Origin of the sequence: Chitinimonas taiwanensis DSM 18899 (assembly GCF_900119825.1) — a bacterium.
Taxonomy (GTDB): domain Bacteria; phylum Pseudomonadota; class Gammaproteobacteria; order Burkholderiales; family Chitinimonadaceae; genus Chitinimonas; species Chitinimonas taiwanensis.
Window position 1 is genome coordinate 302,957 of the sequence record NZ_FPKR01000001.1, and the last position, 21,667, is coordinate 324,623.

Here is a 21,667-nt window from a genome sequence, read left to right on the forward strand (position 1 = left end):
ACCCCCTGGGTGGCCATGGCTGCCCATGCAAAGCACCATCTATGTCTGCCACCAAGCTTGCCATTCTGCTGATCTTCATCGGCGCCACCGCCTATATCCACCTGCGCGGTCGCGTACGGCTGGGCTTTTGGCGCCAGCTGACCGACCACTCGACCTTCATGGCGCCGATCAACTGCTTCATGTACCTGTTCTCCAAGGTCCCCAGCACGCCCTATATCCCGGTCGCCCAATTCCCCGAACTGCAGCGCCTGCAGGACAACTGGGAGGCGATCCGCGTCGAGGGTGAAAAGCTGTACGGCAACGGCGATATCAAGGCCTCGGACAGCTATAACGATGCCGGCTTCAATTCCTTCTTCAAGACCGGCTGGAAGCGCTTCTACCTGAAGTGGTATGACGAGGCCCATCCCTCGGCCGCCACGCTGTGCCCGTTCACCACCGCGCTGTTGAAGGAAATCCCCAGCGTGAAGGCCGCCATGTTCGCCGCTCTGCCGCCGGGCGCCACCCTGGTCCGCCATCGCGACCCGTTTGCCGGCTCGCTGCGCTACCACCTGGGACTGAGTACGCCGAATGATGATCGCTGCTTCATCGATGTGGATGGCGAGCGCTATAGCTGGCGCGACGGCCAGGCGGTGATGTTCGACGAGACCTATCTGCACTATGCGGAGAACACCACCGAGCAGAACCGCATCATCCTGTTCTGCGATATCGAACGTCCGCTACGCTTTGCGCCGGCGCGCTGGATCAACCGCTTCATCAGCCGCCAGCTGATCGGCGCGGCTGCGGCACCCAACCAGGCCGGCGACCGCACCGGCGGCATCAACAAGGCCTTCGCCACCGTGCAGCGCGTACGCCTGTGGGGCAAAGAGATCAAGGCGCGTAGCCGCTTCCAGTATTACGCGCTCAAATGGGCGCTGTTCGGCGGTCTGTTCGCGCTCTTCCTGTGGGCCTGAGTTCTACCGCACTCCTTCAATAAAAACGCCACCTTTACGGTGGCGTTTTTATTGGCTAGCCGGCGAGATCAGGGCTGGCAGGGCTTGACGGCCGCTGCCGCCAGCTTGGCGCGCACACGCGCCTCGTCGGTGTCGCTGCCAGCCGCCAGTGCTACGCCCATGCGACGGCGCTCGAAGGCCTGTGGCTTGCCGAACAGGCGCAGATCGCTGCGCGGCACGGCCAGTGCATCGGCCACGCCATCAAAGGCAATGCCGCTCGCTTCCATGCCGCCATAGATGACCGCGCTGGCACCCGGTTCGCGCAGGCCAGCATCCACCGGCAAGCCGAGGATAGCGCGCGCATGCAGCTCGAATTCCGACTGGTACTGGCTGGCCAAGGTAACCAGACCCGTGTCGTGCGGACGCGGGCTCACTTCGCTGAACCACACTTCGTCACCCTTCACGAACAGCTCCACGCCAAAGATGCCGCGTCCGCCGAGATTGTCGGTAACAGCCTTGGCAATCTCGCGCGACTTCTGCAGCGCGGCAGCCGACATGGCCTGCGGCTGCCAGCTTTCCACATAGTCGCCCTTGACCTGCACATGGCCAATCGGGGCGCAGAAAGCCGTGTCGACCGTGCCGTCGGCAGCCAGCGCGCGCACGGTCAGCTGGGTGATTTCATAATCGAAATCGATCTGGCCTTCGACGATGACCCGGCCCTGATCGACCCGACTACCGGCCGCGGCATAGGCCCAGGCGGCATCCACATCGGCCGCCGAGGTGAGCCGCGATTGGCCCTTGCCCGAGGACGACATGACCGGCTTCACGAAGCAGGGAAAACCGATCTCGGCGCAGGCGGCACGCATCTCATCCAGCGAGGAGGCGAAACGGTAGGGCGAGGTCGGCAGGCCGAGGGTTTCGGCGGCCAGGCGGCGGATGCCTTCGCGGTTCATGGTCAGCTGGGCGGCGCGCGCGGTGGGAATCACGGTGGCCAGACCCTCGGCCTCGATCTTGACCAGTTCCTCAGTGGCAATCGCCTCGATCTCGGGCACCACGAAGTGCGGCCGCTCGGCCACGATCAGCGCGCGCAGGGCGGCCGCGTCACTCATATCGATCACATGGGCGCGGTGGGCGACCTGCTGGCCGGGCGCATCGGCATAGCGATCCACGGCGATCGTCTCCACACCCAGGCGCTGCAGCGCAATCAACACTTCTTTGCCCAGCTCGCCCGCGCCAAGCAACATGACGCGCAGCGCGCTGGGGCTGAGGGGGGTTCCGATACGCATGGGGTTTTCCTGCCTGAGGCTAAGTAAAAGCCGGCATTGTAGGCGCCCCGCGCCGGGGCGCGAAATGCCTGCAGTTCGCCACCGTTGCCGACCTCGATTGCTTTCAGGCTATCGGCAGTTGCACAAAAATTAAGCGAAATGGCTTCGCGCCGCTCCGACTCGCAGGTAGAATGCCGTCCATTGCCGCTGGACGCCGAACCGTTTCGTTCTCCAGCGGCTTTGCTTTCTGCACCCCCAGCGCACCCCAAAGGGTAGGGGGGTGCGAAAGACGAGTCGCACGGCGCCGCCGACCAGCAAGACTCGGCAGCCCAGCGAATCGGAACCCATGCATATCGGACCTTATCAACTCAGCAACCGCCTGATCGTGGCGCCCATGGCGGGCGTGACCGACCGGCCGTTCCGCATGCTGTGCAAGCGGCTTGGCGCCGGCCATGCGGTGAGCGAGATGATCACGTCCAATGCCATGCTGTATGGCAGCGACAAGACCCGGCGACGGGCGAATTTTGAGGGCGAGCTGGCACCGGTGGCGGTGCAGATTGCTGGCAGCGACCCTGAGCAGATGGCCGAAGCCGCACGCCATAATGTGGCGGCCGGCGCGCAGATCATCGATATCAATATGGGCTGCCCAGCCAAGAAGGTCTGCAATGTACTGGCCGGCTCGGCGCTGCTGAAGGACGAAGACCGCGTCAAACGCATCCTCGATGCGGTGGTGGGCGCGGTGGCGGTACCCGTCACGCTGAAGACCCGCCTGGGCTTCAAAAACGGGGAAGAAAACATCCTGCGCGTGGCACAGATTGCCCAGGACGCCGGGATTGCCGCGCTGGCCCTGCATGGGCGCACGCGCGAAGACATGTACAACGGGGCAGCACGCTACGAGCTGATCGCAGAAGTAAAGCGGAGCCTGGCGATACCGGTGGTAGCCAATGGCGACATCACCAGCCCGGAAAAAGCCAAACAGGTACTGGATGCGACCGGCGCCGATGCGATCATGATTGGTCGCGCGGCGCAGGGGCGGCCGTGGATCTTTCGCGAGATCGACCATTATCTGAATACCGGTGAGCACCTGCCGGCGCCGCGTGTGAGCGAAATCCACGCGATCCTGATCGAGCACCTGCAAGATCATTATGCGTTTCATGGCGAATACTCGGGCTGCCGCATCGCCCGCAAGCATATCGCCTGGTACACCAACGGCCTGCGTGGCGCGAACGCGTTCCGCCAGGCCATGTACCAGCTGGACAGCACCGCCGAGCAGCTGGCGGCGGTGGATAACTATTTCAAGCAACTGGCGCGCGAAAACGAGCGACTGGTTTATCAGGCCGATGCCGACACCGCGCTGGCCTGAGCAGGACGTGAATAGAGGAAAACAACAATATGTCGAGTCATGATCAGATTTGTTTTGCCGTGCGCGATGCGCTGGAGCAGTACTTCCGCGATCTCGATGGTGAAGCACCGCAGGCGATCTACGACATGGTCCTCGCCAAGGTAGAAAAACCGATGCTGGAAGTGGTGCTGGACAAGGCCCAGGGTAATCAGACCCGCGCGGCCGAACTCTTGGGCATCAACCGCAACACCCTGCGCAAGAAGATGCAGGACCACGACCTTATCTAAACGATTCATCACGCCCGCGCCTTGTCGCGGGCGTGCGCATTTTCATCCTTACTTAAACTCGCAAGGCTTTCATCATGGTCAAGATTCAGCGCGCACTGATCAGCGTGTCCGATAAAACCGGTGTACTCGAATTTGCCCAGGCCCTGGCCGGCTTCGGCGTGGAAATCCTCTCCACCGGCGGCACCGCCAAACTGCTGGCCGATGCTGGCCTGAAGGTAATCGAAGTGGCCGATTACACCGGCTTCCCGGAAATGCTGGATGGCCGGGTGAAAACCCTGCACCCGAAGATCCACGGCGGCATCCTCGGCCGACGCGATCTGCCCGAGCATGTGGCCACCATGCAGGAACACGGCATCGGCAATATCGATCTGGTGTGCGTGAACCTGTATCCGTTTGAAGCCACCATTGCCAAGCCCAACTGCAGCTTTGCCGATGCGATCGAGAACATCGATATCGGCGGCCCGGCCATGGTGCGCTCCAGTGCCAAGAACCATGCCTTCGTCGCCATCGTCACCGACGCCGCCGACTACCCGGCCCTGATTGCCGAGATGCAGGCCGGCAACGGTACGCTCGGCCCAGTTACCCGCCGCAAGCTGGCCCAGAAGGCCTTCAGCCACACCGCCGCCTACGATGGCGCGATCAGCAACTACCTGACCGGCCTAACCGATGATGGCGAGAAGCTGACCTTCCCGCAGCGCCTGAATGTGTCCTTCGAGAAGGTGCAGGACATGCGTTACGGCGAGAACCCGCACCAGGCCGCCGCCTTCTATCGCGACCTCGATCCGGCCAAGGGCGCGCTGGCCAACTACCGCCAGCTGCAGGGCAAGGAGCTGTCCTACAACAATATCGCCGACTCGGATGCCGCCTGGGAAGCCGTCAAGGCTTTCGATGAGCCGGCCTGCGTGATCGTCAAGCATGCCAACCCCTGCGGCGTGGCCGTGGCACTCGACACGCTGACCGCCTACAAGCTGGCCTTCGCCACCGATACCACCAGCGCCTTCGGCGGCATCATCGCCTTCAACCGTACGGTGGACGCCGCGACCGTGGAAGCGGTGACCGGCCAGTTCCTGGAAGTGCTAATCGCCCCGGCCTTCACGGAAGAAGCCAAGGCCATCATCGCCGCCAAGAAGAATGTGCGCGTGCTGGAAGTGCCGCTCGAAGCCGGTGCCAACCGCTTCGACCTCAAGCGTGTTGGCGGTGGCCTCCTGGTGCAGACCCCGGACATCCACGCCATCAGCACGGCTGACTTCAAGGTGGTGACCAAGAAGGCACCCACGCCGCAACAGCTGAACGACCTGCTGTTCGCCTGGCGCGTGGCCCAGTATGTGAAGTCGAATGCCATCGTGTTCTGCGCGAACGGCCAGACCCTGGGCGTCGGCGCCGGCCAGATGAGCCGCGTCGACTCGACCAAGATCGCCGCCATCAAGGCCAGGAACGCCGGTCTCGAGCTCAAAGGCTCGGTGTGCGCGTCGGACGCCTTCTTCCCCTTCCGCGACGGCGTGGACGTGATCGCCGAAAACGGCGTGAGCGCCATTGTGCAGCCCGGTGGTTCGATGCGCGATGAGGAAGTGATCGCCGCCGCCGACGAGCATGGCATCGCCATGGTGGTCACCGGCGTGCGCCATTTCCGTCACTAAGCGTTTGCACGGGCTGCTGCTTGGCAGCAGCCCGGCCGGTTTCATGTGAAACCTTGCTTCAACCCCTTCCCCTCATCGAGATTCATCCATGAACATTCTCGTCATTGGCTCTGGTGGCCGCGAACACGCGCTGGCCTGGAAAATTGCCCAATCGGGCCGCGTGGGCAAAGTCTTCGTTGCACCGGGCAATCCGGGCACTGCCCGCGAAGTGGGCCTGACCAATGTGCCGATCACCGCGATTCCCGAACTGGTGGAATTTGCCAAGCGTGAAAACGTGCTGCTGACCGTGGTCGGTCCGGAAGCCCCGCTGGCCGCCGGCGTGGTGGATGCCTTCCGCGCCGCGGGCCTGAAGATCTTCGGCCCGACCCGCCAGGCTGCCCAGCTGGAAAGCTCCAAGGACTTCGCCAAGGCCTTCATGGCCCGCCATGGCATCCCGACCGCCCAGTATCAGACCTTTGCCGATGCGGCCGAGGCCCATGCCTATGTGAATGCGCGTGGTGCGCCCATCGTGATCAAGGCCGATGGCCTGGCGGCCGGCAAGGGCGTGATCGTGGCGATGAACCTGGATGAGGCGCATGCCGCCATCGACAGCATGTTGCTCGACAACAAGATGGGCGACGCCGGCGCACGCGTGGTGATCGAGGACTTCCTCAAGGGCGAGGAAGCCAGTTTCATCGTGATGGTGGACGGCAAGAACGTATTAGCCCTGGCCAGCAGCCAGGACCATAAGCGCCTGCTGGACAACGACGCCGGCCCGAATACCGGCGGCATGGGTGCGTATTCGCCCGCGCCGGTGGTGACACCAGCCGTGCATGCGCGCGCCATGCGCGAGGTGATCCTGCCCACCGTGGCCGCCATGGCCAAGGATGGCATTCCCTACACCGGCTTTCTGTACGCCGGGCTGATGGTGGACGATGAGGGCGCCGTCAGCGTGGTCGAATTCAACTGCCGCATGGGCGACCCGGAAACCCAGCCCATCATGGCGCGGCTGAAGTCGGACCTGGTTGGCCTGCTCGAACACGCGGTCAATGGCACGCTCGATCAGGCCGAGGCCGAGTGGGATCGGCGCGTGGCGCTGGGCGTGGTGCTAGCGGCCGGCGGTTATCCCGATGCGCCGCAAAAGGGCGAGGTCATCCACGGCCTGCCGGCCAACCATGGTGAGGACAGCTTCGTCTTCCACGCTGGCACCGCCCAGCAAGGCGAGCAGGTAGTGACCAATGGTGGCCGCGTGCTGTGCGTGACCGCGCTCGGCGATAGCGTCAAGCAGGCGCAGAAGCAGGCCTATGACCTGATCAGCCAGATCCATTTTGCCGGTATGCAGTTCCGGCGCGATATCGGCTTCCGCGCCCTGGCGCGCAAGCCGTCTGGCGGCAACTAAAACAGGCGTTCTGCAGACAAGCCCCTGAATTTTCAGGGGCTTATTTATATGTAGTTTCCCTAATAGACTAATGTATGCCTTAGGCATAGCGTGGCGGACTAAGATGGCAGCTAACCCGTGCTGGCCATTGCCTATTTCTGGAGAACTACCGTGAACCTCAAGCTCCTGCTGTCAGCTGTACTGGGCCTATCCCTGCTTGGCACCGCTGTCGCCGACGATCTGGATGAAATCAAGAAACGCGGCACCCTGGTGGTGGGCGTGAAGGACTCCACGCCGCCCTTCGGTGTGCGCAATACCAAGACCAATACGATTTCCGGTTACGACGTGGATTTCGCCCTGGCCATCGCCAAGAAGATGGGCGTGAAGGTTGTGGTCAAGGCGGTTGAATCGGCTCAGCGCATTCCTTCGCTGCAGAACAAGGAAGTGGACCTGATCATCGCCACGATGACCAAGAACGCCGAGCGGGAAAAGCAGGTCGACTTCAGCCATGGCTACTTCATCACCGGGCAGAAGTTCGTGGTGCGCAAGGGCAAGGTCAATGCGATTGAAGACCTGATGAATGCCACCATCGGCACCGTGACCGGTTCGACCTCGGAAAAGCAGCTGCGCCGCGAAATGCCGACCGCCAATGTCGTGCTGTTCGCCGACTATGACGAAGCCTTCGCCGCGCTGGGCAAGGGTCAGCTGGATGCCGTCAGCACCGACGAGCCAATTCTGGCCGGCCTCTTGAACAAGATGCCGAACAAGCGCGATTTCGAAATCCCCAATGTGACCATCTCGCTCGAGGTGTATGGCATTGCCGCACGCAAGGGTGAAAAGCGCCTGATCGAGGAAGTGAACAAGACCATCGTCGGCATGGAGCAATCGGGCGAAGCCGCCAAGATCTTCGATCACTGGTTCGGCCCGAACACCAATGCGCCGCTGACCCGCCTGTTCAAGATCAACGCCAAGTAAGCGCATTGATCCTGCAGCGAAAGCCCGGCCATGCCGGGCTTTTTCTTGCCCGTGCCAAGTGCTTGTCGAATAAGCGTTTCTGGCTGTCGCCCCCCGCTCTGGGGTAAAATTCCGCTCCTTTTCCCGGCCCGCTTCCCGCATGTCGCTGTTTACCCTCGGCCTCAACCACGAGACCGCCCCGATTGCGGTGCGGGAAAAGCTCGCCTTCGCGCCGCAGGAACTGGGCCCGGCGGTTGCCGAGCTGGTGGCCGTGCGCGGTGTAAACGAAGCCGCCATCGTCTCCACCTGCAATCGCACCGAGCTGTACGCGGCCGCACGCGACGAGGCGACCTTGCTGAACTGGCTGGCCCAGTCGCGTCAGCTCAAGCCGGAAGAAATCCGCCCCTTTCTCTACCGCCTGCCTGATCGCGAGGCCGCCAAGCATGTGTTCCGCGTGGCGGCCGGGCTCGATTCCATGGTCCTGGGCGAAACCCAGATCCTCGGCCAGCTCAAGGATGCGGTGCGCGAGGCGCAGGATGCCGGTGGCCTCGGCCCCGCCCTGAATGGCCTGTTCCAGAAGGCATTCTCGGTCGCCAAGGAAGTGCGCACCCAGACCGCCATTGGCGCCAACTCGGTGTCGATGGCCGCCGCCGCGGTCAAGCTGGCCGAGCGGCTATTCCCCGATATCGCCGACCTGAATGTGCTGTTTATCGGCGCGGGCGAAATGATCGAGCTGTGCGCAACCCACTTCGCCGCGCGCAATCCGCGTCGCCTGTCGGTAGCCAACCGCACGCTGGAACGTGGGCAGGCACTGGCCAGCCAGCATGGCGGCGATGCCTTCGCCCTGGCCGAACTACCTGAACGCCTGCCCCAGTACGATATCGTGGTCACCAGCACCGCCAGCCAGCTGCCCATCATTGGTCTCGGCGCGGTGGAGCGCGCGATCAAGGCGCGCAAGCATAGGCCCATTTTCATGGTCGACCTGGCCGTGCCGCGCGATGTGGAAGCCGAGGTCGGTGCGCTGCCCGATGTGTATCTGTACAGCGTGGACGACCTGGCCGAAGTGGTGCGCCAGGGGCGCGAGGAACGCCGCCAGGCGGTGCTGGACGCCGATGTGATCGTCGAGCGCAGTACTGAGGAATTCATGCAGTGGCTGGACAACCGCGCGCTGGTGCCAACCATACGCGCGCTGAAGGACCATGCCGAACGCCTGCGCCGCCACGAGCTGGAGCGGGCCGGCAAGCTCTTGGCCAAGGGCGAGGACCCGGCCGCGGTGCTCGAATCGCTGTCGCTCTCGCTCAGCAATAAATTCCTGCATGCGCCACTGGCCGCGCTGAACCAGGCCGATGCCACCCAGCACGGCGAACTGATCGCGGCCGTGCGCCGCCTTTATCACCTGCACGACGAGGAATAGCGATGCTGTCAGCCCCGCAGACCTGGTCCCGGGGCGAGTACGAGATCAGCACCGATCCCGCCCGCCTCGACCTCGACACCGCCCACGACTTCATCGCCGTACACAGCTACTGGGCGCGCGGTATTCCGCGCAGCACCTTCGAGCGTGCGCTGGCCAATTCACTGACCTTCGGTGTGTACCGCGGCACCCAGCAGGTGGGCTTGGCGCGCGTGGTCACCGACTATGCGAGCTTCGGCTATCTGGCCGATGTCTTCATCGCCGAGACCGAGCGTGGCCAGGGTCTGAGCAAATGGCTGATGGACTGCCTGCTCAGCCATCCTGGTCTGCAGGGCCTGCGCCGCATGATGCTGGCCACGCTGGATGCGCACGGCCTCTACCAACAATACGGCTTCACGCCCCTTGCCGCGCCCGAGCGCTTTCTCGAGCGGCACAACCCGAATATCTACACGCAGCCCACACCATGAAACCCAGCATCGCCCAGAAACTCGCCAATCTTGCCGACCGGCTGGAAGAAGTCGGCCAGCTGCTCGCCAGCGAGGAAGCCACCCGCGATATGGACAGCTTTCGCAAGCTGAGCCGCGAGCATGCCGAACTGACCCCGGTGGTCGAGCTGTACCGCCGCTTTCAACAGACCGAGGCCGACTTGGTCACCGCGCGCGAGATGCTGGCCGACCCGGATATGAAGGAGCTGGCCGAGGCCGAGCTGCAGGACGGCGAGGCGCGCATAGTCGCACTCGAAGACGAGCTGCAGAAGGCGCTGCTGCCGAAGGACCCCAACGACGACCGCAATATCTACCTGGAAATCCGCGCCGGCACGGGCGGCGACGAGTCGGCCCTGTTTGCGGCCGATCTGTTCCGCATGTATTCGCGCTTTGCCGAACGCAACCGCTGGCAGGTGGAAATCGTCTCGGCTTCCGAATCCGACCTTGGCGGTTACAAGGAAGTGATTGCACGCATCGTGGGCCAGGGCGCGTATTCCAAGCTCAAGTTCGAAAGCGGCGGCCACCGCGTGCAGCGCGTGCCGGCCACAGAAACCCAGGGCCGCATCCATACCTCGGCCTGTACGGTGGCGGTGATGCCGGAGGCGGACGAGCTGGAAGAGGTGAATATCAACCCGTCCGAGATCCGCATCGACACCTTCCGTGCCAGCGGTGCCGGCGGTCAGCATATCAACAAGACCGACTCGGCCATCCGCATCACCCACTTCCCCACCGGCATCGTGGTCGAATGCCAGGACGGCCGCTCCCAGCACCAGAACAAGGCACGCGCCATGCAGGTGCTGGCGGCACGCATCAAGGACAAGCAGGAGCGCGAGGCGCATGCCAAGGAAGCGGCGATGCGCAAATCGCTGGTCGGTTCGGGCGATCGCTCGGAGCGCATCCGCACCTATAACTTCCCGCAGGGCCGCATCACCGACCACCGCATCAACCTGACCCTGTACAAGCTCGACTATGTGATGGACGGCGACTTGTACGAGCTGACCGATGCGCTAATGGCCGAACACCAGGCCGAACTGCTCGCTGCGATGGCCGAGCAGGGCTAAGGTCACTCCGCTAAGCTGGATAGGTCGTCCCGCGCCGCGGACGGCCTGGTCCGGATTCCCCGCATGCGTGTCTTCCTACTACTCCACTGCCTGCTGCTCCTGCTGTGCGCCGTCCCGCTGCAGGCGAGCGAGACCAGCCTGCGCTATCGCTGCCTGCCCGATACACCGCAATGGCAGCCGCTGCCGCCCAAGGGCCTGATCCGCATTCTGGAAAGCGACCATGCAATGCAGCGCCGTTGCGAAATCCATGCGCAGATCGCTGCTAGTCAGACCGGGCAGTGGCTGACCCTCGGTGCGCTGGCGCAAAGCAGTGTGGACAGCCTGCCGCCCGCCCCCGGCCAAGCGCCGGCCCTGCTGCAAGCGCGCAGCTCACGCTCGGCAGCCTTCAGTCTGAATGCCGCGGGCGAGGCCTTGCTGCGTCTGCAGGTGCATCTGCCCATCGGCAGCCAGATCGGTGTGCAGCTGGAAGCACCAGCCGACTTCCTCGCGCGTGACAGCTTCAATGCCCAGGTACGTACCAGCCTCTTGTGCCTGCTGCTGGCCCTGGGCCTGGCCGGCGCGCTGTTCGCGCGCGCGCTGCGTGATAGCACCACCGGCTGGTATGCCGGCTTCACCCTGGCGCTGACCCTGATCTGGGCCATGCTGACTGGGCATGCGATCAGCCCCGGCGGTCTCGCCATCGAACAACCCTGGCTGGCCCAGCGCCTGCTGCTGCTTGCCTATACCGCCAGCCTGGTCTGCGGCCTGCGCTTCGCCGTGCAGTTCTGCAATCTGGCTCGCCTCAGCCCGCGGCTGAACCGTGCGCTGCGTGGCCTAGCCTGGCTGATCCTTGGCGTGGGTTTGCTCGGTCTCTTGCCCGGCCTGTATGCACCCATCGTGGTGTCCTTCAATCTGATCGCCATCCTGGCCCTGCTGGCCATGTTCCTGCCCGGCATGGTCAGCTTGCGCCATGGCGAATACAGGAGTGCGGCCTTCTACGCAGCGGGCTGGTTGCCAGTCATCGTGGCCTGGCTGGGTCTGCTGCTGCGCATCGCGCCTGGCTCGCCCGCTTATCCGGACTGGCTCGGCCAGCTGGCCGGCCAGCTCATGCAGCTGGGCCTGTTGCCCGACTGGCTAGGCTCGCCGCATAGCCGACAGATCGCGCTGGTCATCCAGGCCACCATCTTCGCGCTGGCGCTGGCCGATCGCACCGCGCGCCAGCGCCGCCGGCGCGAACGTCAGGCGCTGACCGACAAGACCACCGGCCTGCCCAACCGCGCCCACTTCCTGCTGCAGGGCAATTTGCGTCTGGCCAAGGCCGGCCAACACGCGCGCACGCTGGCGCTGTTCGATATCGCTGAATTCAGCACGGTGAACGAGACGCTTGGTTACGAGAACGGTGATAGAGCGCTGCGCGAAATCGGCCAGCGCCTGCAGCAGAAGCTAGGCAAGAAGGTGCTGCTGGCGCGCGTGGGTGGCAAGCAGTTTGCCGCCTTGCTGAACGAGCAGCCGAGCGAAAGCACGCTGGCCTTGCTGGCCAGCGGCCTCGGCCGCCAGTCGCTGCAGATCGATACCCAGTCGCTGGATATCCGCCTGCGCTGTGCGGCTGCTTACTACCCGAATCACGGTCTTGATCAGGAAGCGCTGCTGCGCCGCGCCGAGATGGCGCTGCAGGCGGCCAAGCGCGCCAATCTGACTGCCCAGGTCTATCACCAGGGCATGGAGCGCGACCATCGCTTCCAGCTCAGCCTGATTTCGGCGCTGCGCACCGCCATGGAACAGGACCAGCTGCAGCTCTTCTTGCAGCCCAAGGCGCATAGCCGCAGCGGCCAGATCTGCGGTGCCGAGGTGCTGCTGCGCTGGCAGCATCCGCAACATGGTCTGGTCTCGCCGCAGCAATTCCTGCCCTTTGCCGAGCGCAGCGGGCTGATCGTGGAGCTGACGCGCTGGATGCTGGTGGCCGTGCTCAAGCTGGCCAAGCAATGGCAGGAGGCCGGACTGAACCTGCAGCTGTCGGTCAATCTGTCCGCCGCCGACCTGGCCGACCCCAGCCTGCCCGCCTATATGGCCGACTTCCTTATGCACAGCCGCGCCAATCCGCGCCTGCTGACGCTGGAAATTACCGAGAGCGAAGTGATGCGCGACCCCAAGCTGGCGGTCAGCAGCATGCAGGCGCTACGCACGCTGGGCTTCAAGCTCGCGCTAGATGACTTCGGCACCGGCAATAGCGCGCTCGCCTATCTGCAGGACATGCCGGTCAGCGAGATCAAGATCGACCGCTCCTTCGTCACCCATGCCAGCCAGTCCAGCCAGGGCAGGGTGCTGATCCAGGCCATCGTGGCGCTGGCGCAGACCCTGGGCCTGCATACGGTGGCTGAGGGGGTGGAAACTGCCGAGCAGTGGCAGATGCTGAGCGCGGCTGGCTGCGACGAGATCCAGGGTTATCTGCTTGCCGCGCCCATGCCGGTGGCGGCTTTCGAAGCCTGGCTGGGCAAGCATCAACCGTTCAGCCATGAAAGCTGGCTGGTCAAGCCGGCCTAAGCGGTACGGTAGCCGCCATTTCGCACCCGACTGCACCGTGACAAGCCCGGCCTGCGCGCCTAGGCTGCCTGGCTTCCTGTTCGCCTTTTTCCATCCATGACACGCAGCATCCTGGCTGGCCTGTTGGCCGGCGCCCTGTGGGGCTTGGTCTTCGTCCTGCCAAGGCTGATTCCAGCCTTCAGCAGCACTGAGGTCACGCTCGGCCGTTACAGCGTGTATGGCCTGATTGCCGTGTTTGCCTGCCTCAGCAGCTGGCGCAGCCATCGGGCAGCCTTCACGCCCGCTCTGCTTGGCCAGGCGCTGTGGCTGGGCCTGTTGGGCAATGTGCTGTATTTCACCCTGCTGGTGTTCGCCGTGCGCTGGGCCGGCACCGGGCTTACTGGCCTGATCATCGGCACGATTCCCATCTGGGTCATGCTGCTCGGCCGTCCCAAGCATCTGAGCTTTGTCGCCATCGTGCCTGGTTTGTTGTGCACGCTGGCTGGGCTGTGGCTCATGCATGGCGCGGTAGCCGGCCAGCAGGCTGGCAGCCAGTTCAATGCTGGTGTGTTGTGCGCGCTGGCGGCGCTGCTGTGCTGGACCGCCTATGCCATCTTCAATGCGCGCTTTTTGCAGCGCCAGCCGGCGCTATCGAATGTGGTGTGGACCAATGCGCTGGGGCTGGCCACCTTGCTGGGTACGCTGCCGCTGTTCCTGTTAAGCGAACCAGGGTTCCTGCAGCGCCTGAACAGCAGCCAGGGCCTGGCCTTTATCGCCATCTCGCTGGCCATGGGCGGCGGTGCATCCTGGCTGGCCACCTGGCTATGGAATCGCGCCAGCCAGACCCTGCCCACCTCGCTGACTGGCCAGCTCATCGTCAGCGAAACCCTGTTTGCGCTCGCCTATGGCTATGCCTATGAACAACGCTGGCCAGGCGGCATGGAATGGCTGGCCGTCGCACTGTTCGTGCTCGGCATCAGCCTGTCGATCCGCGCGCACCGTTAATCAGCCACCTTGCCACGCAGCGCCTTGGTCTGGCCGCGCAAGGCCTTGCCGGCCAGACGGCGTTGCTTCGATCCATACGTGGGTTTGCTGGCCTTGCGCGGCTTGTCCTGCGCGGTGGCCTGGGCAATCAGCGCATTGAGGCGCGCCAGCGCTTCGGCCTTGTTCAGCTCCAGGCTGCGCTGGGCCTGGGCCTTGATCACGATGATGCCGGCCTTGCTGACCCTTTGATCATCCAGCGCCAGCAGCCTTTCCTTGGCCCAGTCGGGCAGGCTGGACGCGCGGATATCGAAGCGCAGGTGCACGGCATTCGCCACCTTGTTGACGTTCTGCCCACCTGGCCCCTGGGCGCGGATCATGCTGAAGCTGACCTGCTCCGCCAGCACAGGCAAGACCGCCTGCATGCCATTCATAGCGCTGCCTGCCCCATAAACGCCGCCTGCCGCCCTTACTGCTGGCGCAGCTCGGCCAGGTAGCGGCGGCGGTCTTCTTCCTCCTGGCGCACGCTTTCCACCTCGCGTAGCACCGCACGCACATCAGCCGGGCGGGTTTCGCGCTTCACGCGTCCGGTCAGCACGCTGTCCGGCGTCAATTCACCGGCCTCATACAGCTTCCAGATTTCCTTGCCGAACTGGCTGTGGGCCAAGCTGGGCGCGAACTGGCTGAAGTAGCTGCGTAGATTGTCCACATCGCGTTCCAGCATGGCAGCGGCGTTGTTGTTCCCCGCCGCATCCACGGCCTGCGGCAGATCGATGATTACCGGACCTTCGGCATCGACCAGGATGTTGTATTCGGACAAGTCGCCATGCACGACACCCGCACACAGCATCAGCACCACCTGGTGGATCAGCTCGGCGTGGTATTGCAGCGCGAGCGCTTCGCTCATTTCCACATCATTCAGGCGCGGCGCGGCATTGCCGTTTGCATCGGTCAGCAGCTCCATCAGCAGCACGCCTTCGAAGCAGATATACGGCTCGGGCACGCGCACGCCGGCATCGGCCAGGCGGTAGAGCGCATCGACCTCGGCGGTCTGCCAGGCTTCTTCCTGCACTTCGCGCCCATATTTGCTGCCCTTGGCCATGGCGCGCGCCTGGCGGCTGTTCTTCACCTTGCGGCCCTCGGTATAGGCGGCCGCCTGCTTGAAGCTACGCTGGTTCGCCTCCTTGTAGACCTTGGCGCAGCGAATCTCCTCGCCACAGCGCACCACATAGACCTTGGCTTCCTTGCCGCTCATCAGCTGGCGCAATACCTCATCAACCAGGCCATCTTCGATCAGGGGGAGGAGTCGTTTCGGGGTCTTCATGCGTACCTACGGGGCGTAAAAAGGGAAGGGCAGTGATGCGCGAACATCAGCTACGCCGACGGAACTGGCCACCGCCGCTGCGGCGTGCCTGCTGCTCGGGGCGTTTGCCCTGGCGCGAGCGGGTGTTCTGCACCTGCAAGAGCTTGTCGATCTTCTCCGAGGTGGACTGCATCATCATCTGCGCCATATCGCCATCCGGGAAGGTATCGGGCATGCGGTAGGCCAGCCAGGCATAGGCGGCATAGCGCTTGCAGCTGTCTTCGTAAAACTGCAGCTCGTTGCGGCCCTGGTAGCCGCCCATTTCCAGCACATGGGCAGTTTTCTTGTTCGCGCGTGCCCGCGCCCAGTCTTGCAGCGCTTGTTCCAGCAACGGAATCTTGGTCGATACCGGGCACAGGCTGAGCGTGAAGCGATCCGCGAGGGTAAGCGGCAGACTATCCAGCCAGCGCGCCTTTTCCATCTGATCGCTCAGATTGGAGGGCAGGAAGAATTCATCGTGCACATTGATGTGCTTGGTAAACAGCTCGAGCAGCGCATGCAGGCGGTTCTCGCCAGTGGCCTTGGCGATCTGCTGCAGGTAGTCGAGATTGGGTGCCACGAAGAAGCCGCTATCGGGCAGCGGTTCGGGTTTCTGGCGCAACAGCGCGGCAATCGTCTTGTGCGTATAGCTGTCCAGACCCGCCACGAAACCGGCTGCATGCTCGCCAAATCGACCGGCACGGCCAGCAATCTGCTTGGCCAAGGGTGCGGCGATCATGCCCTCGGCGTAACCATCCCATTTATTCGAGGTGGTGAAGATCACCCGGCGCGCCGGGGTGTTCAGGCCCATGCCGATCGCGTCGGTACCGACCACGATTTGGGTTTCGCCATTGATGAAACGCTCTGCCTGCGCCTGGCGCACTTCGGGCGACAGGCTGCCGTAAATGGCCGATACGCTGAAACCTGCTGCAATCACCTGGTCGCGCCAGTTCAACACTTCACGGCGCGAAAACGCGATCAGCACATCACCGGGCTTGAGGTTTTTCAACGATCCCAGCGGCTGCCTGTCCATTTCCAGCGGCGATTTACGCTGCAGCTCGCGCACTTCCAGGCTACCGCCCACGCGCTTGACCAGCGATTCAATCGCTTCGCGTGCTTCCAAGGCACCGAGCAGATACACGGTACTGGCTGGTACACCACACACGGCAGCCGTCCAGGCTGCCCCGCGGTCCGGGTCGTCCAAGAGCTGAATCTCATCGATGACCGCCACTTCAATCGGGCGATTCGGGTTGAGCATTTCCACCGTACTGGCCACATGGGTGGCTTCCGGGTGCAGCTTGCGTTGCTCGCCGGTGACCAAACTCACGGCCACACCGGCGTTTTGCAGCCGTGTGTAGTTTTCCAGCGCCAGCAAGCGCAGCGGGGCCAGATAAGCACCCGATTTGGCTTTTGCCAGATGTTCCATGGCGGCGTGGGTTTTGCCGGAATTCGTTGGCCCAAGCACGGCAATGAAATGGCGCTTCATGCCTTGTGCGACGGTGAACGATTCGGGGTAGAGCGAGAGATTGACCGCATCACGGGTCTGCTCGGCCTTTTGCGTCTCGGCCCGATTGCCCTTGGCGGCATTGATGCGGTCCAGGGCCAAGGTGCAGCGAAAACGGGCCAGCTCGTATTTGGCGATTAGCGCATGCAGCGCGCTGGTTGGGTCAAGTTCGTACTGATGCGCGGTGGCAATCACCTCATCCGCACATTTTTGCAGCTGGCTTTCCAGTTTGGCGCGCGCTGTCTCGTTCCAGCGTTCCTGCAGCAGTGCGTAGCGCTCGGCGATATCGAGCTTGCGCCATTTGCTGGTCTTGCCCAGAAAACCTTCATCCGGCACTAGGTGGTAGGGCACCACACGCTTACCGACCAGGATTTCGCCATGCACCGATACCGCGTAACTGCCATCCGTGGTGACCAGCGTGGCGCGCTGTGCCTCCAGGTAGTCATTCAACAAGGCGGCTTCGTTATCCAGGGTAGGCGTGCTGCTATCGGTCATAGGCTTTCATTTGCGTGCGTGGCCAGGGTTTTGGCCGGCCAGAAGAGGGTGTTGCGGCAGCGGCCTTGTGCGCCGCAATAACGCATTATCCATGCATAGTCCCATTTGAGCCCCAGCAAACTGCTGGCCGGCGTTTTTCCTTCCTTTTCCAGCTGGGTATTTATCGCAATGTTGCCCCTTTTACCCTGGTCCTACACGACCGAAGCCAATCTCACCCTGCGTGGTTGGCATAGCCCACCTAGCGGCAAGCCTGTGCTGCATTTTCTGCATGGCAATGGCCTGTGTGGTTTGGTCTACAGCCCGATGTTGCACGCGCTGTCCGAGCATTTCGATCTGTGGCTGTGCGATATCCAAGGTCATGGTGTGAGTGATGCCGGTGAACAGTTTCTGGGCTGGAACCGCAATGCGGATCTGGCCATGGCCGCTTTCGATGCGCATGCGTCGCTATGGCAGGGCGTTGCGCACTATGCACTGGGGCATAGTTTTGGTGGGGTGTTGACCAGTTTGCTGCTGGCTAAACACCCGCAGCGCTTTCGTGCTGCCGTGTTGCTCGATCCCGTCATCTTCACGCCGTGGATGGTGCGTGCCTTGCAACTGGGTGAACAGCTTGGTCTGCAGCATTTCACGCCTTTGGCCAAACAAGCCAAAGCCAGGCGACGTAGCTGGGCGAATCGTGTTGCCGCAGCAGATGCGCTAAACGGCCGCGGCATGTTTCGTGAATGGGCGCCTGAAGCCTTCGATGCCTATATCCAGCATGCGCTGCAACACGATGAAGGCGGTGAAGCGCGTTTGCGCTGCCCGGCAGAGATCGAAGCGACGATTTTCAGTACTACGCCGCGTGGCCTGTGGTCTGCACTGCGCGCGATTGCTGTGCCGACTTGCCTGATCCATGGTGAAAGCAGCTATCCCTTCGTGGCCAAGTCGGCAAAGCGCTTGCAGGGTTTGAATCAGGCCATCGTGGTTCAGCAGGTAGCCGGTGGTCACTGCTTCATGCAGGAAAGGCCTACAGAGGCAGCAGACTGGGTGAGCGCGTTTTTGCGCTCGCAGTCGGCTTGATGGTCTGCAAGCTGGGCTGCTGTGGCGTTAGTGCGTGAAGACAATGCTTATATCAATGATTTAAGTAAGTAAGGTTTGGTAATAGTTAGATAAAGGGCAGACCTTTCTGTGGATAAGTCCGATTCGCCAGAAATTTCAGCCACTTGGCGATTTTTTTGCCTGTGGACAGCGCGCCATGGCGCTTGTGCATGATTTGTGGCCGCTTTTTTCGCCGTGCAACGCCACCTGCCTTGTCCACACCGCCAAGCGTTTTCTCCCCGATTGCGCGCATGCCGAAATGTGTGCAGCGAAAGCCTGCAGAAAGACGCTGGCCCGGTTTTACGAACGGACAGCTTTATTCATTTGAATCAGTTGGATAGCGGTGCTAGGTGGCCTGTGTAAAGCAAAGTCATTCACGCGCTGGACAAGGCAATGGACCGGCGACTTATCCACAGGCGTGTTATCCAGCCAAGTCGCCAATGTGCGTTCAGAACAGGGAAAGATTCTGTGGACGGTCTGCCGCGTCATGGGCGGTGAATTCGGCCAGTGGCGCAAGGCTCAGCATGGTGCGCGCCATCTGCGGGCTGGCCTTCAGCCAGGCCAATTGGCGCTGCTTGGGAATGATGACCAGCGAGCGCTTTTCCTCATCGGGGCGGTGAAAGCGCCCCATCAAGGGGTGGCCATCGGCATGGATGGTCAATAGCGAAAAGGACAGCACGCGCTCGCCCTGGTGCTGCCACACATCCCAGATGCCGGCCACGGTGAAGATAGCTTCATCGCTACGCGCAATACGCCAGCGCACCGGCTTGCCCGATTCGTAATTCGGCTCGTAAAAACCACACATCGGCACCAGACAAAACTGCCCTTGCCGCCAGGCCTGCTTGAAGCTCGGCTTCTCCGCCACCGTTTCGCTGCGCGCGTTATAGGTATGCCGGCCTATCTTGGCATCCTCGGCCCAGGCCGGAATCAGCCCAAAGCGCGCCATCGCGCAGCTCAGCTGCGTATCGGAACCCGCAGCTAGGCGCAGGATGGGTGACAGATAACCGATATGCACATCGCGCCGGTAGGTATCGCCGGGAACACCTATCTCAAACGCGTCGATCAGCGCTTCCGGCGCGGGGGCTTGGTAGCTGGTGCACATAGTGTGAGCGGGGCGGGAATGACGATAGCCGCCAGCATAACGGCCGGGCGATGCGTCGTGCAGACGGGGAAGCCGTGCCCTTAACCGAGCTCGATCAGGTAATGCCCGCCGGACTGGGCCTGGACCGATATTTCGATCGGCAGGAATTTCTCGATGACCGCGATATTGCTATGCAGATGATCGGAAGCCGTGGTGGCAGTAAACGCGCCACCACCCGCCAAGGCCATGGGCAAAAGCAGCTGATCGGCCAGGTATTCGCCCACTGCCGCCTGGCTATCCAGATAGTGACGTGCCTCGCGCGCGGCTTGGTCCGCCACAGCCTCGGCCGATAAGCCGCGCTCGCCAAAGGCGGTGAATATCTCGCTGAGTGCGGCATGGCGCAGCTCCATCATCAGCACATTTCCCGGACCCTGGTTGGCCGGCAGTTCGCGAATCCGGCCATCCACATAGGCGATTTGTGCATGAATCCGGTCCAGCTCCCTCCGTGCAACACTACCCGGCACGGCGGCAACCAGTGCTTCAGCCGCGATGCCCAAGCGTTCGCCGCGTTCCAGCAACTGCAGGTTTTGCAGCTGACTTCCGACTTGCACGCTGGCGTTGAGTACGCCGCCACCGGCCGGGTAGAAGCCATAACGCTCGATATGCAGGTCTTGCCGTACGCCCATGCGTGCCAGCAGCGGCTGCCAGACCCGGATCAGGAAGTCGGCCGTCGGCGCGGCCTGGTTATGGGTGCCACCGCTCACGCTGACCGTGCTCGGTACTGCCGCAAACCATAGTGCAGGCAAGAGGGTTTGCAGCACTAGACCCGCGCTGCCTGCCGTACCAATGGCAAAGCGATAATCGCCGCCGCGAATCGGCCCGGGGCAAAAACGCAGGGTCTGTGAACCCAGGCTCGCCCCGTCCAGCTTGGCGCCGCAGATGCTGGCTGCGGCCTGGACCGCGGTCAGATGTTGACGCAGCAGACCTGGCTTGTTGCGCTTGGCCCGGATGTGCTGAATCTCAAACGGCGTGCCGGTAATCATGCTCAGCGTTAGCGCGCTGCGCAGCACCTGGCCGCCGCCTTCGCCTTGTGCACCATCCAGTGCAATCCAGTGTTGTTCTGATTTCATCGTGTTCTTACTCTCCTGCCCGGCGCTCAGGCCGGGCAGCTGTGTTGAATGGCGCGTTGCAATAAGGCGTCCAGCGCCCCGATTTCCCCCTGCGGGCGTTTGAAATCGGCCGGTGGTTTTTCCTCGGCCAGTTCACGCTCGATGAAGGCATGGATGCGCGGAAAGCGCGCACCATACTCCGCCTCGCTGGCAGCCATCTTGATGGCCAGCAGCGCATTGATCTCATCGCGCAACTCGCTATCCGTCACCATGCGCTCAGCCAGATCGGCGAAGCGCATCGGCGGCATGCCATGACCGGCATCGATCCATTGCGCGGCCAGCAAGGGGCGAAGTGCATACAGGTATTTCTTCAACCTAAGTGCTTCACCTTGCAGATGGTCTCGGAAGGTTTTTTGCGCCATGGACAGATAGTGCCAGCGGCCTTTGCGTTCGGAGAAGAACTGCTGTGCCAGCTCGCGCAGCGGCGCGCACAGCGTGCTGTCCTCGCGATAGACCACGGGCGAATCCAGCCACTCGAACAATGTGGGGTTGGCGCGGTGCATCAGTTGCAGGGCTTTGCGAAACTCCCAGCCGCAGATGTCCAGCTCATCGCTGATCGGTACTTCGATCACATCACGCTGTGCTTCGACGCGCAGATACCAGTCGCGCTGGTGCACATACAGAAAGCGCACGTCGTAGTCGCTATCGGGCGAGGCAAAGCCCCAGCCCCGGCTGCCCGATTCGCAGGCAAACAGCACCTTTACCTGGTGGCGCTGCTCGATGGCGTCGAGTTCCAGGGCGACGCGGCTGCGGATTTCATCAGAAACGGGATGTTCAAAAAGAAAAGTCATGGG

At 62.8% G+C, this 21,667-nt stretch carries 20 protein-coding genes; 12 read left to right on the plus strand and 8 right to left on the minus strand.

Annotated elements, in window-relative coordinates; all coding sequences use genetic code 11:
* The first annotated feature begins 41 nt into the window (after positions 1-41).
* Entirely contained in the window at positions 42-950 is a 909-nt protein-coding gene (gene lpxO, locus BT173_RS01365) for a lipid A hydroxylase LpxO (RefSeq protein WP_072426819.1), read from the plus strand.
* 68 nt (positions 951-1,018) lie between these two features.
* Here the strand turns inward: lpxO and purT are convergent, their stop codons facing one another.
* Complete coding sequence (purT, locus tag BT173_RS01370) at positions 1,019-2,215, minus strand: formate-dependent phosphoribosylglycinamide formyltransferase (protein WP_072426820.1); 1,197 nt, start codon at positions 2,213-2,215, stop codon at positions 1,019-1,021.
* 325 nt (positions 2,216-2,540) lie between these two features.
* Between purT and dusB the strand changes: the two genes are divergently transcribed.
* From dusB to BT173_RS01420, 10 genes are all read left to right on the plus strand, one after another.
* Positions 2,541-3,557, plus strand: a complete 1,017-nt coding sequence (gene dusB, locus BT173_RS01375; RefSeq protein WP_072426821.1) for a tRNA dihydrouridine synthase DusB — start codon at positions 2,541-2,543, stop codon at positions 3,555-3,557.
* 29 nt (positions 3,558-3,586) lie between these two features.
* Positions 3,587-3,823 carry a helix-turn-helix domain-containing protein gene (locus tag BT173_RS01380; RefSeq protein ID WP_072426822.1) on the plus strand — a complete coding sequence of 79 codons (237 nt, stop codon included), beginning with the start codon at positions 3,587-3,589 and terminating at the stop codon, positions 3,821-3,823.
* A gap of 74 nt (positions 3,824-3,897) precedes the next feature.
* A complete protein-coding gene (purH, locus tag BT173_RS01385; RefSeq protein WP_072426823.1) occupies positions 3,898-5,460 on the plus strand; it encodes a bifunctional phosphoribosylaminoimidazolecarboxamide formyltransferase/IMP cyclohydrolase in 1,563 nt (520 codons plus the stop codon).
* 88 nt (positions 5,461-5,548) lie between these two features.
* Positions 5,549-6,838 carry a phosphoribosylamine--glycine ligase gene (gene purD / locus BT173_RS01390; protein WP_072426824.1) on the plus strand — a complete coding sequence of 430 codons (1,290 nt, stop codon included), beginning with the start codon at positions 5,549-5,551 and terminating at the stop codon, positions 6,836-6,838.
* A gap of 150 nt (positions 6,839-6,988) precedes the next feature.
* Positions 6,989-7,792 (plus strand): transporter substrate-binding domain-containing protein, encoded by an 804-nt coding sequence (locus BT173_RS01395; RefSeq protein WP_072426825.1) that lies wholly within the window; start codon positions 6,989-6,991, stop codon positions 7,790-7,792.
* A gap of 139 nt (positions 7,793-7,931) precedes the next feature.
* Positions 7,932-9,185 carry a glutamyl-tRNA reductase gene (gene hemA / locus BT173_RS01400; RefSeq protein WP_072426826.1) on the plus strand — a complete coding sequence of 418 codons (1,254 nt, stop codon included), beginning with the start codon at positions 7,932-7,934 and terminating at the stop codon, positions 9,183-9,185.
* A 2-nt stretch (positions 9,186-9,187) separates the two neighbouring features.
* Positions 9,188-9,649, plus strand: a complete 462-nt coding sequence (locus BT173_RS01405; RefSeq protein ID WP_072426827.1) for a GNAT family N-acetyltransferase — start codon at positions 9,188-9,190, stop codon at positions 9,647-9,649.
* Positions 9,646-10,728 carry a peptide chain release factor 1 gene (prfA, locus tag BT173_RS01410; RefSeq protein WP_072426828.1) on the plus strand — a complete coding sequence of 361 codons (1,083 nt, stop codon included), beginning with the start codon at positions 9,646-9,648 and terminating at the stop codon, positions 10,726-10,728. The genes BT173_RS01405 and prfA overlap by 4 nt, the downstream gene beginning before the upstream one ends.
* 63 nt (positions 10,729-10,791) lie before the next feature.
* Positions 10,792-13,248, plus strand: coding sequence for a putative bifunctional diguanylate cyclase/phosphodiesterase (locus BT173_RS01415; protein WP_072426829.1), 2,457 nt, complete (start codon positions 10,792-10,794; stop codon positions 13,246-13,248).
* Positions 13,249-13,344: 96 nt separating this feature from the next.
* Positions 13,345-14,232, plus strand: a complete 888-nt coding sequence (locus BT173_RS01420; RefSeq protein WP_072426830.1) for a DMT family transporter — start codon at positions 13,345-13,347, stop codon at positions 14,230-14,232.
* Here BT173_RS01420 and arfB read toward each other — a convergent pair.
* The 3 genes from arfB to BT173_RS01435 are packed head-to-tail and all read right to left on the minus strand — an operon-like array spanning position 14,229 to position 17,549.
* The gene (gene arfB, locus BT173_RS01425) at positions 14,229-14,642 is read right to left on the minus strand and encodes an alternative ribosome rescue aminoacyl-tRNA hydrolase ArfB (RefSeq protein ID WP_139255989.1); all 414 of its coding nucleotides are present in this window, start codon (positions 14,640-14,642) and stop codon (positions 14,229-14,231) included. The genes BT173_RS01420 and arfB overlap by 4 nt on opposite strands.
* Positions 14,643-14,677: 35 nt before the next feature.
* Positions 14,678-15,532 (minus strand): PA4780 family RIO1-like protein kinase, encoded by an 855-nt coding sequence (locus BT173_RS01430; RefSeq protein WP_072426831.1) that lies wholly within the window; start codon positions 15,530-15,532, stop codon positions 14,678-14,680.
* Between the two features lie 46 nt (positions 15,533-15,578).
* Positions 15,579-17,549 carry a helicase-related protein gene (locus tag BT173_RS01435; protein WP_072426832.1) on the minus strand — a complete coding sequence of 657 codons (1,971 nt, stop codon included), beginning with the start codon at positions 17,547-17,549 and terminating at the stop codon, positions 15,579-15,581.
* Positions 17,550-17,717: 168 nt separating this feature from the next.
* Here BT173_RS01435 and BT173_RS01440 point away from each other — a divergent pair, with 168 nt between their 5' ends.
* Positions 17,718-18,605 (plus strand): alpha/beta fold hydrolase, encoded by an 888-nt coding sequence (locus BT173_RS01440; RefSeq protein WP_245794110.1) that lies wholly within the window; start codon positions 17,718-17,720, stop codon positions 18,603-18,605.
* A gap of 85 nt (positions 18,606-18,690) precedes the next feature.
* Here the strand turns inward: BT173_RS01440 and BT173_RS19090 are convergent, their stop codons facing one another.
* From BT173_RS19090 to BT173_RS01455, 4 genes are all read right to left on the minus strand, one after another.
* Entirely contained in the window at positions 18,691-18,876 is a 186-nt protein-coding gene (locus BT173_RS19090; protein ID WP_139255990.1) for a hypothetical protein, read from the minus strand.
* 195 nt (positions 18,877-19,071) lie between these two features.
* Positions 19,072-19,725, minus strand: coding sequence for an SOS response-associated peptidase (locus BT173_RS01445; RefSeq protein ID WP_072426833.1), 654 nt, complete (start codon positions 19,723-19,725; stop codon positions 19,072-19,074).
* An 80-nt stretch (positions 19,726-19,805) separates the two neighbouring features.
* Positions 19,806-20,834 carry an RNA 3'-terminal phosphate cyclase gene (rtcA, locus tag BT173_RS01450; RefSeq protein ID WP_072426834.1) on the minus strand — a complete coding sequence of 343 codons (1,029 nt, stop codon included), beginning with the start codon at positions 20,832-20,834 and terminating at the stop codon, positions 19,806-19,808.
* Positions 20,835-20,860: 26 nt separating this feature from the next.
* Complete coding sequence (locus BT173_RS01455) at positions 20,861-21,664, minus strand: nucleotidyltransferase domain-containing protein (protein ID WP_072426949.1); 804 nt, start codon at positions 21,662-21,664, stop codon at positions 20,861-20,863.
* Positions 21,665-21,667: the final 3 nt, after the last annotated feature.

What these genes read in the sequence shown, in the direction of transcription:
- lpxO (WP_072426819.1), top strand. Translation starts at nt 42, where the DNA reads ATGTCTGCCACCAAGCTTGCCATTCTGCTGATCTTCATCGGCGCCACC.
- purT (WP_072426820.1), bottom strand. Translation starts at nt 2,215, where the DNA reads ATGCGTATCGGAACCCCCCTCAGCCCCAGCGCGCTGCGCGTCATGTTG.
- dusB (WP_072426821.1), top strand. Translation starts at nt 2,541, where the DNA reads ATGCATATCGGACCTTATCAACTCAGCAACCGCCTGATCGTGGCGCCC.
- BT173_RS01380 (WP_072426822.1), top strand. Translation starts at nt 3,587, where the DNA reads ATGTCGAGTCATGATCAGATTTGTTTTGCCGTGCGCGATGCGCTGGAG.
- purH (WP_072426823.1), top strand. Translation starts at nt 3,898, where the DNA reads ATGGTCAAGATTCAGCGCGCACTGATCAGCGTGTCCGATAAAACCGGT.
- purD (WP_072426824.1), top strand. Translation starts at nt 5,549, where the DNA reads ATGAACATTCTCGTCATTGGCTCTGGTGGCCGCGAACACGCGCTGGCC.
- hemA (WP_072426826.1), top strand. Translation starts at nt 7,932, where the DNA reads ATGTCGCTGTTTACCCTCGGCCTCAACCACGAGACCGCCCCGATTGCG.
- BT173_RS01405 (WP_072426827.1), top strand. Translation starts at nt 9,188, where the DNA reads ATGCTGTCAGCCCCGCAGACCTGGTCCCGGGGCGAGTACGAGATCAGC.
- prfA (WP_072426828.1), top strand. Translation starts at nt 9,646, where the DNA reads ATGAAACCCAGCATCGCCCAGAAACTCGCCAATCTTGCCGACCGGCTG.
- BT173_RS01415 (WP_072426829.1), top strand. Translation starts at nt 10,792, where the DNA reads ATGCGTGTCTTCCTACTACTCCACTGCCTGCTGCTCCTGCTGTGCGCC.
- BT173_RS01420 (WP_072426830.1), top strand. Translation starts at nt 13,345, where the DNA reads ATGACACGCAGCATCCTGGCTGGCCTGTTGGCCGGCGCCCTGTGGGGC.
- arfB (WP_139255989.1), bottom strand. Translation starts at nt 14,642, where the DNA reads ATGAATGGCATGCAGGCGGTCTTGCCTGTGCTGGCGGAGCAGGTCAGC.
- BT173_RS01430 (WP_072426831.1), bottom strand. Translation starts at nt 15,532, where the DNA reads ATGAAGACCCCGAAACGACTCCTCCCCCTGATCGAAGATGGCCTGGTT.
- BT173_RS01435 (WP_072426832.1), bottom strand. Translation starts at nt 17,549, where the DNA reads ATGACCGATAGCAGCACGCCTACCCTGGATAACGAAGCCGCCTTGTTG.
- BT173_RS01440 (WP_245794110.1), top strand. Translation starts at nt 17,718, where the DNA reads ATGTTGCCCCTTTTACCCTGGTCCTACACGACCGAAGCCAATCTCACC.
- BT173_RS19090 (WP_139255990.1), bottom strand. Translation starts at nt 18,876, where the DNA reads ATGCGCGCAATCGGGGAGAAAACGCTTGGCGGTGTGGACAAGGCAGGT.
- BT173_RS01445 (WP_072426833.1), bottom strand. Translation starts at nt 19,725, where the DNA reads ATGTGCACCAGCTACCAAGCCCCCGCGCCGGAAGCGCTGATCGACGCG.
- rtcA (WP_072426834.1), bottom strand. Translation starts at nt 20,834, where the DNA reads ATGAAATCAGAACAACACTGGATTGCACTGGATGGTGCACAAGGCGAA.
- BT173_RS01455 (WP_072426949.1), bottom strand. Translation starts at nt 21,664, where the DNA reads ATGACTTTTCTTTTTGAACATCCCGTTTCTGATGAAATCCGCAGCCGC.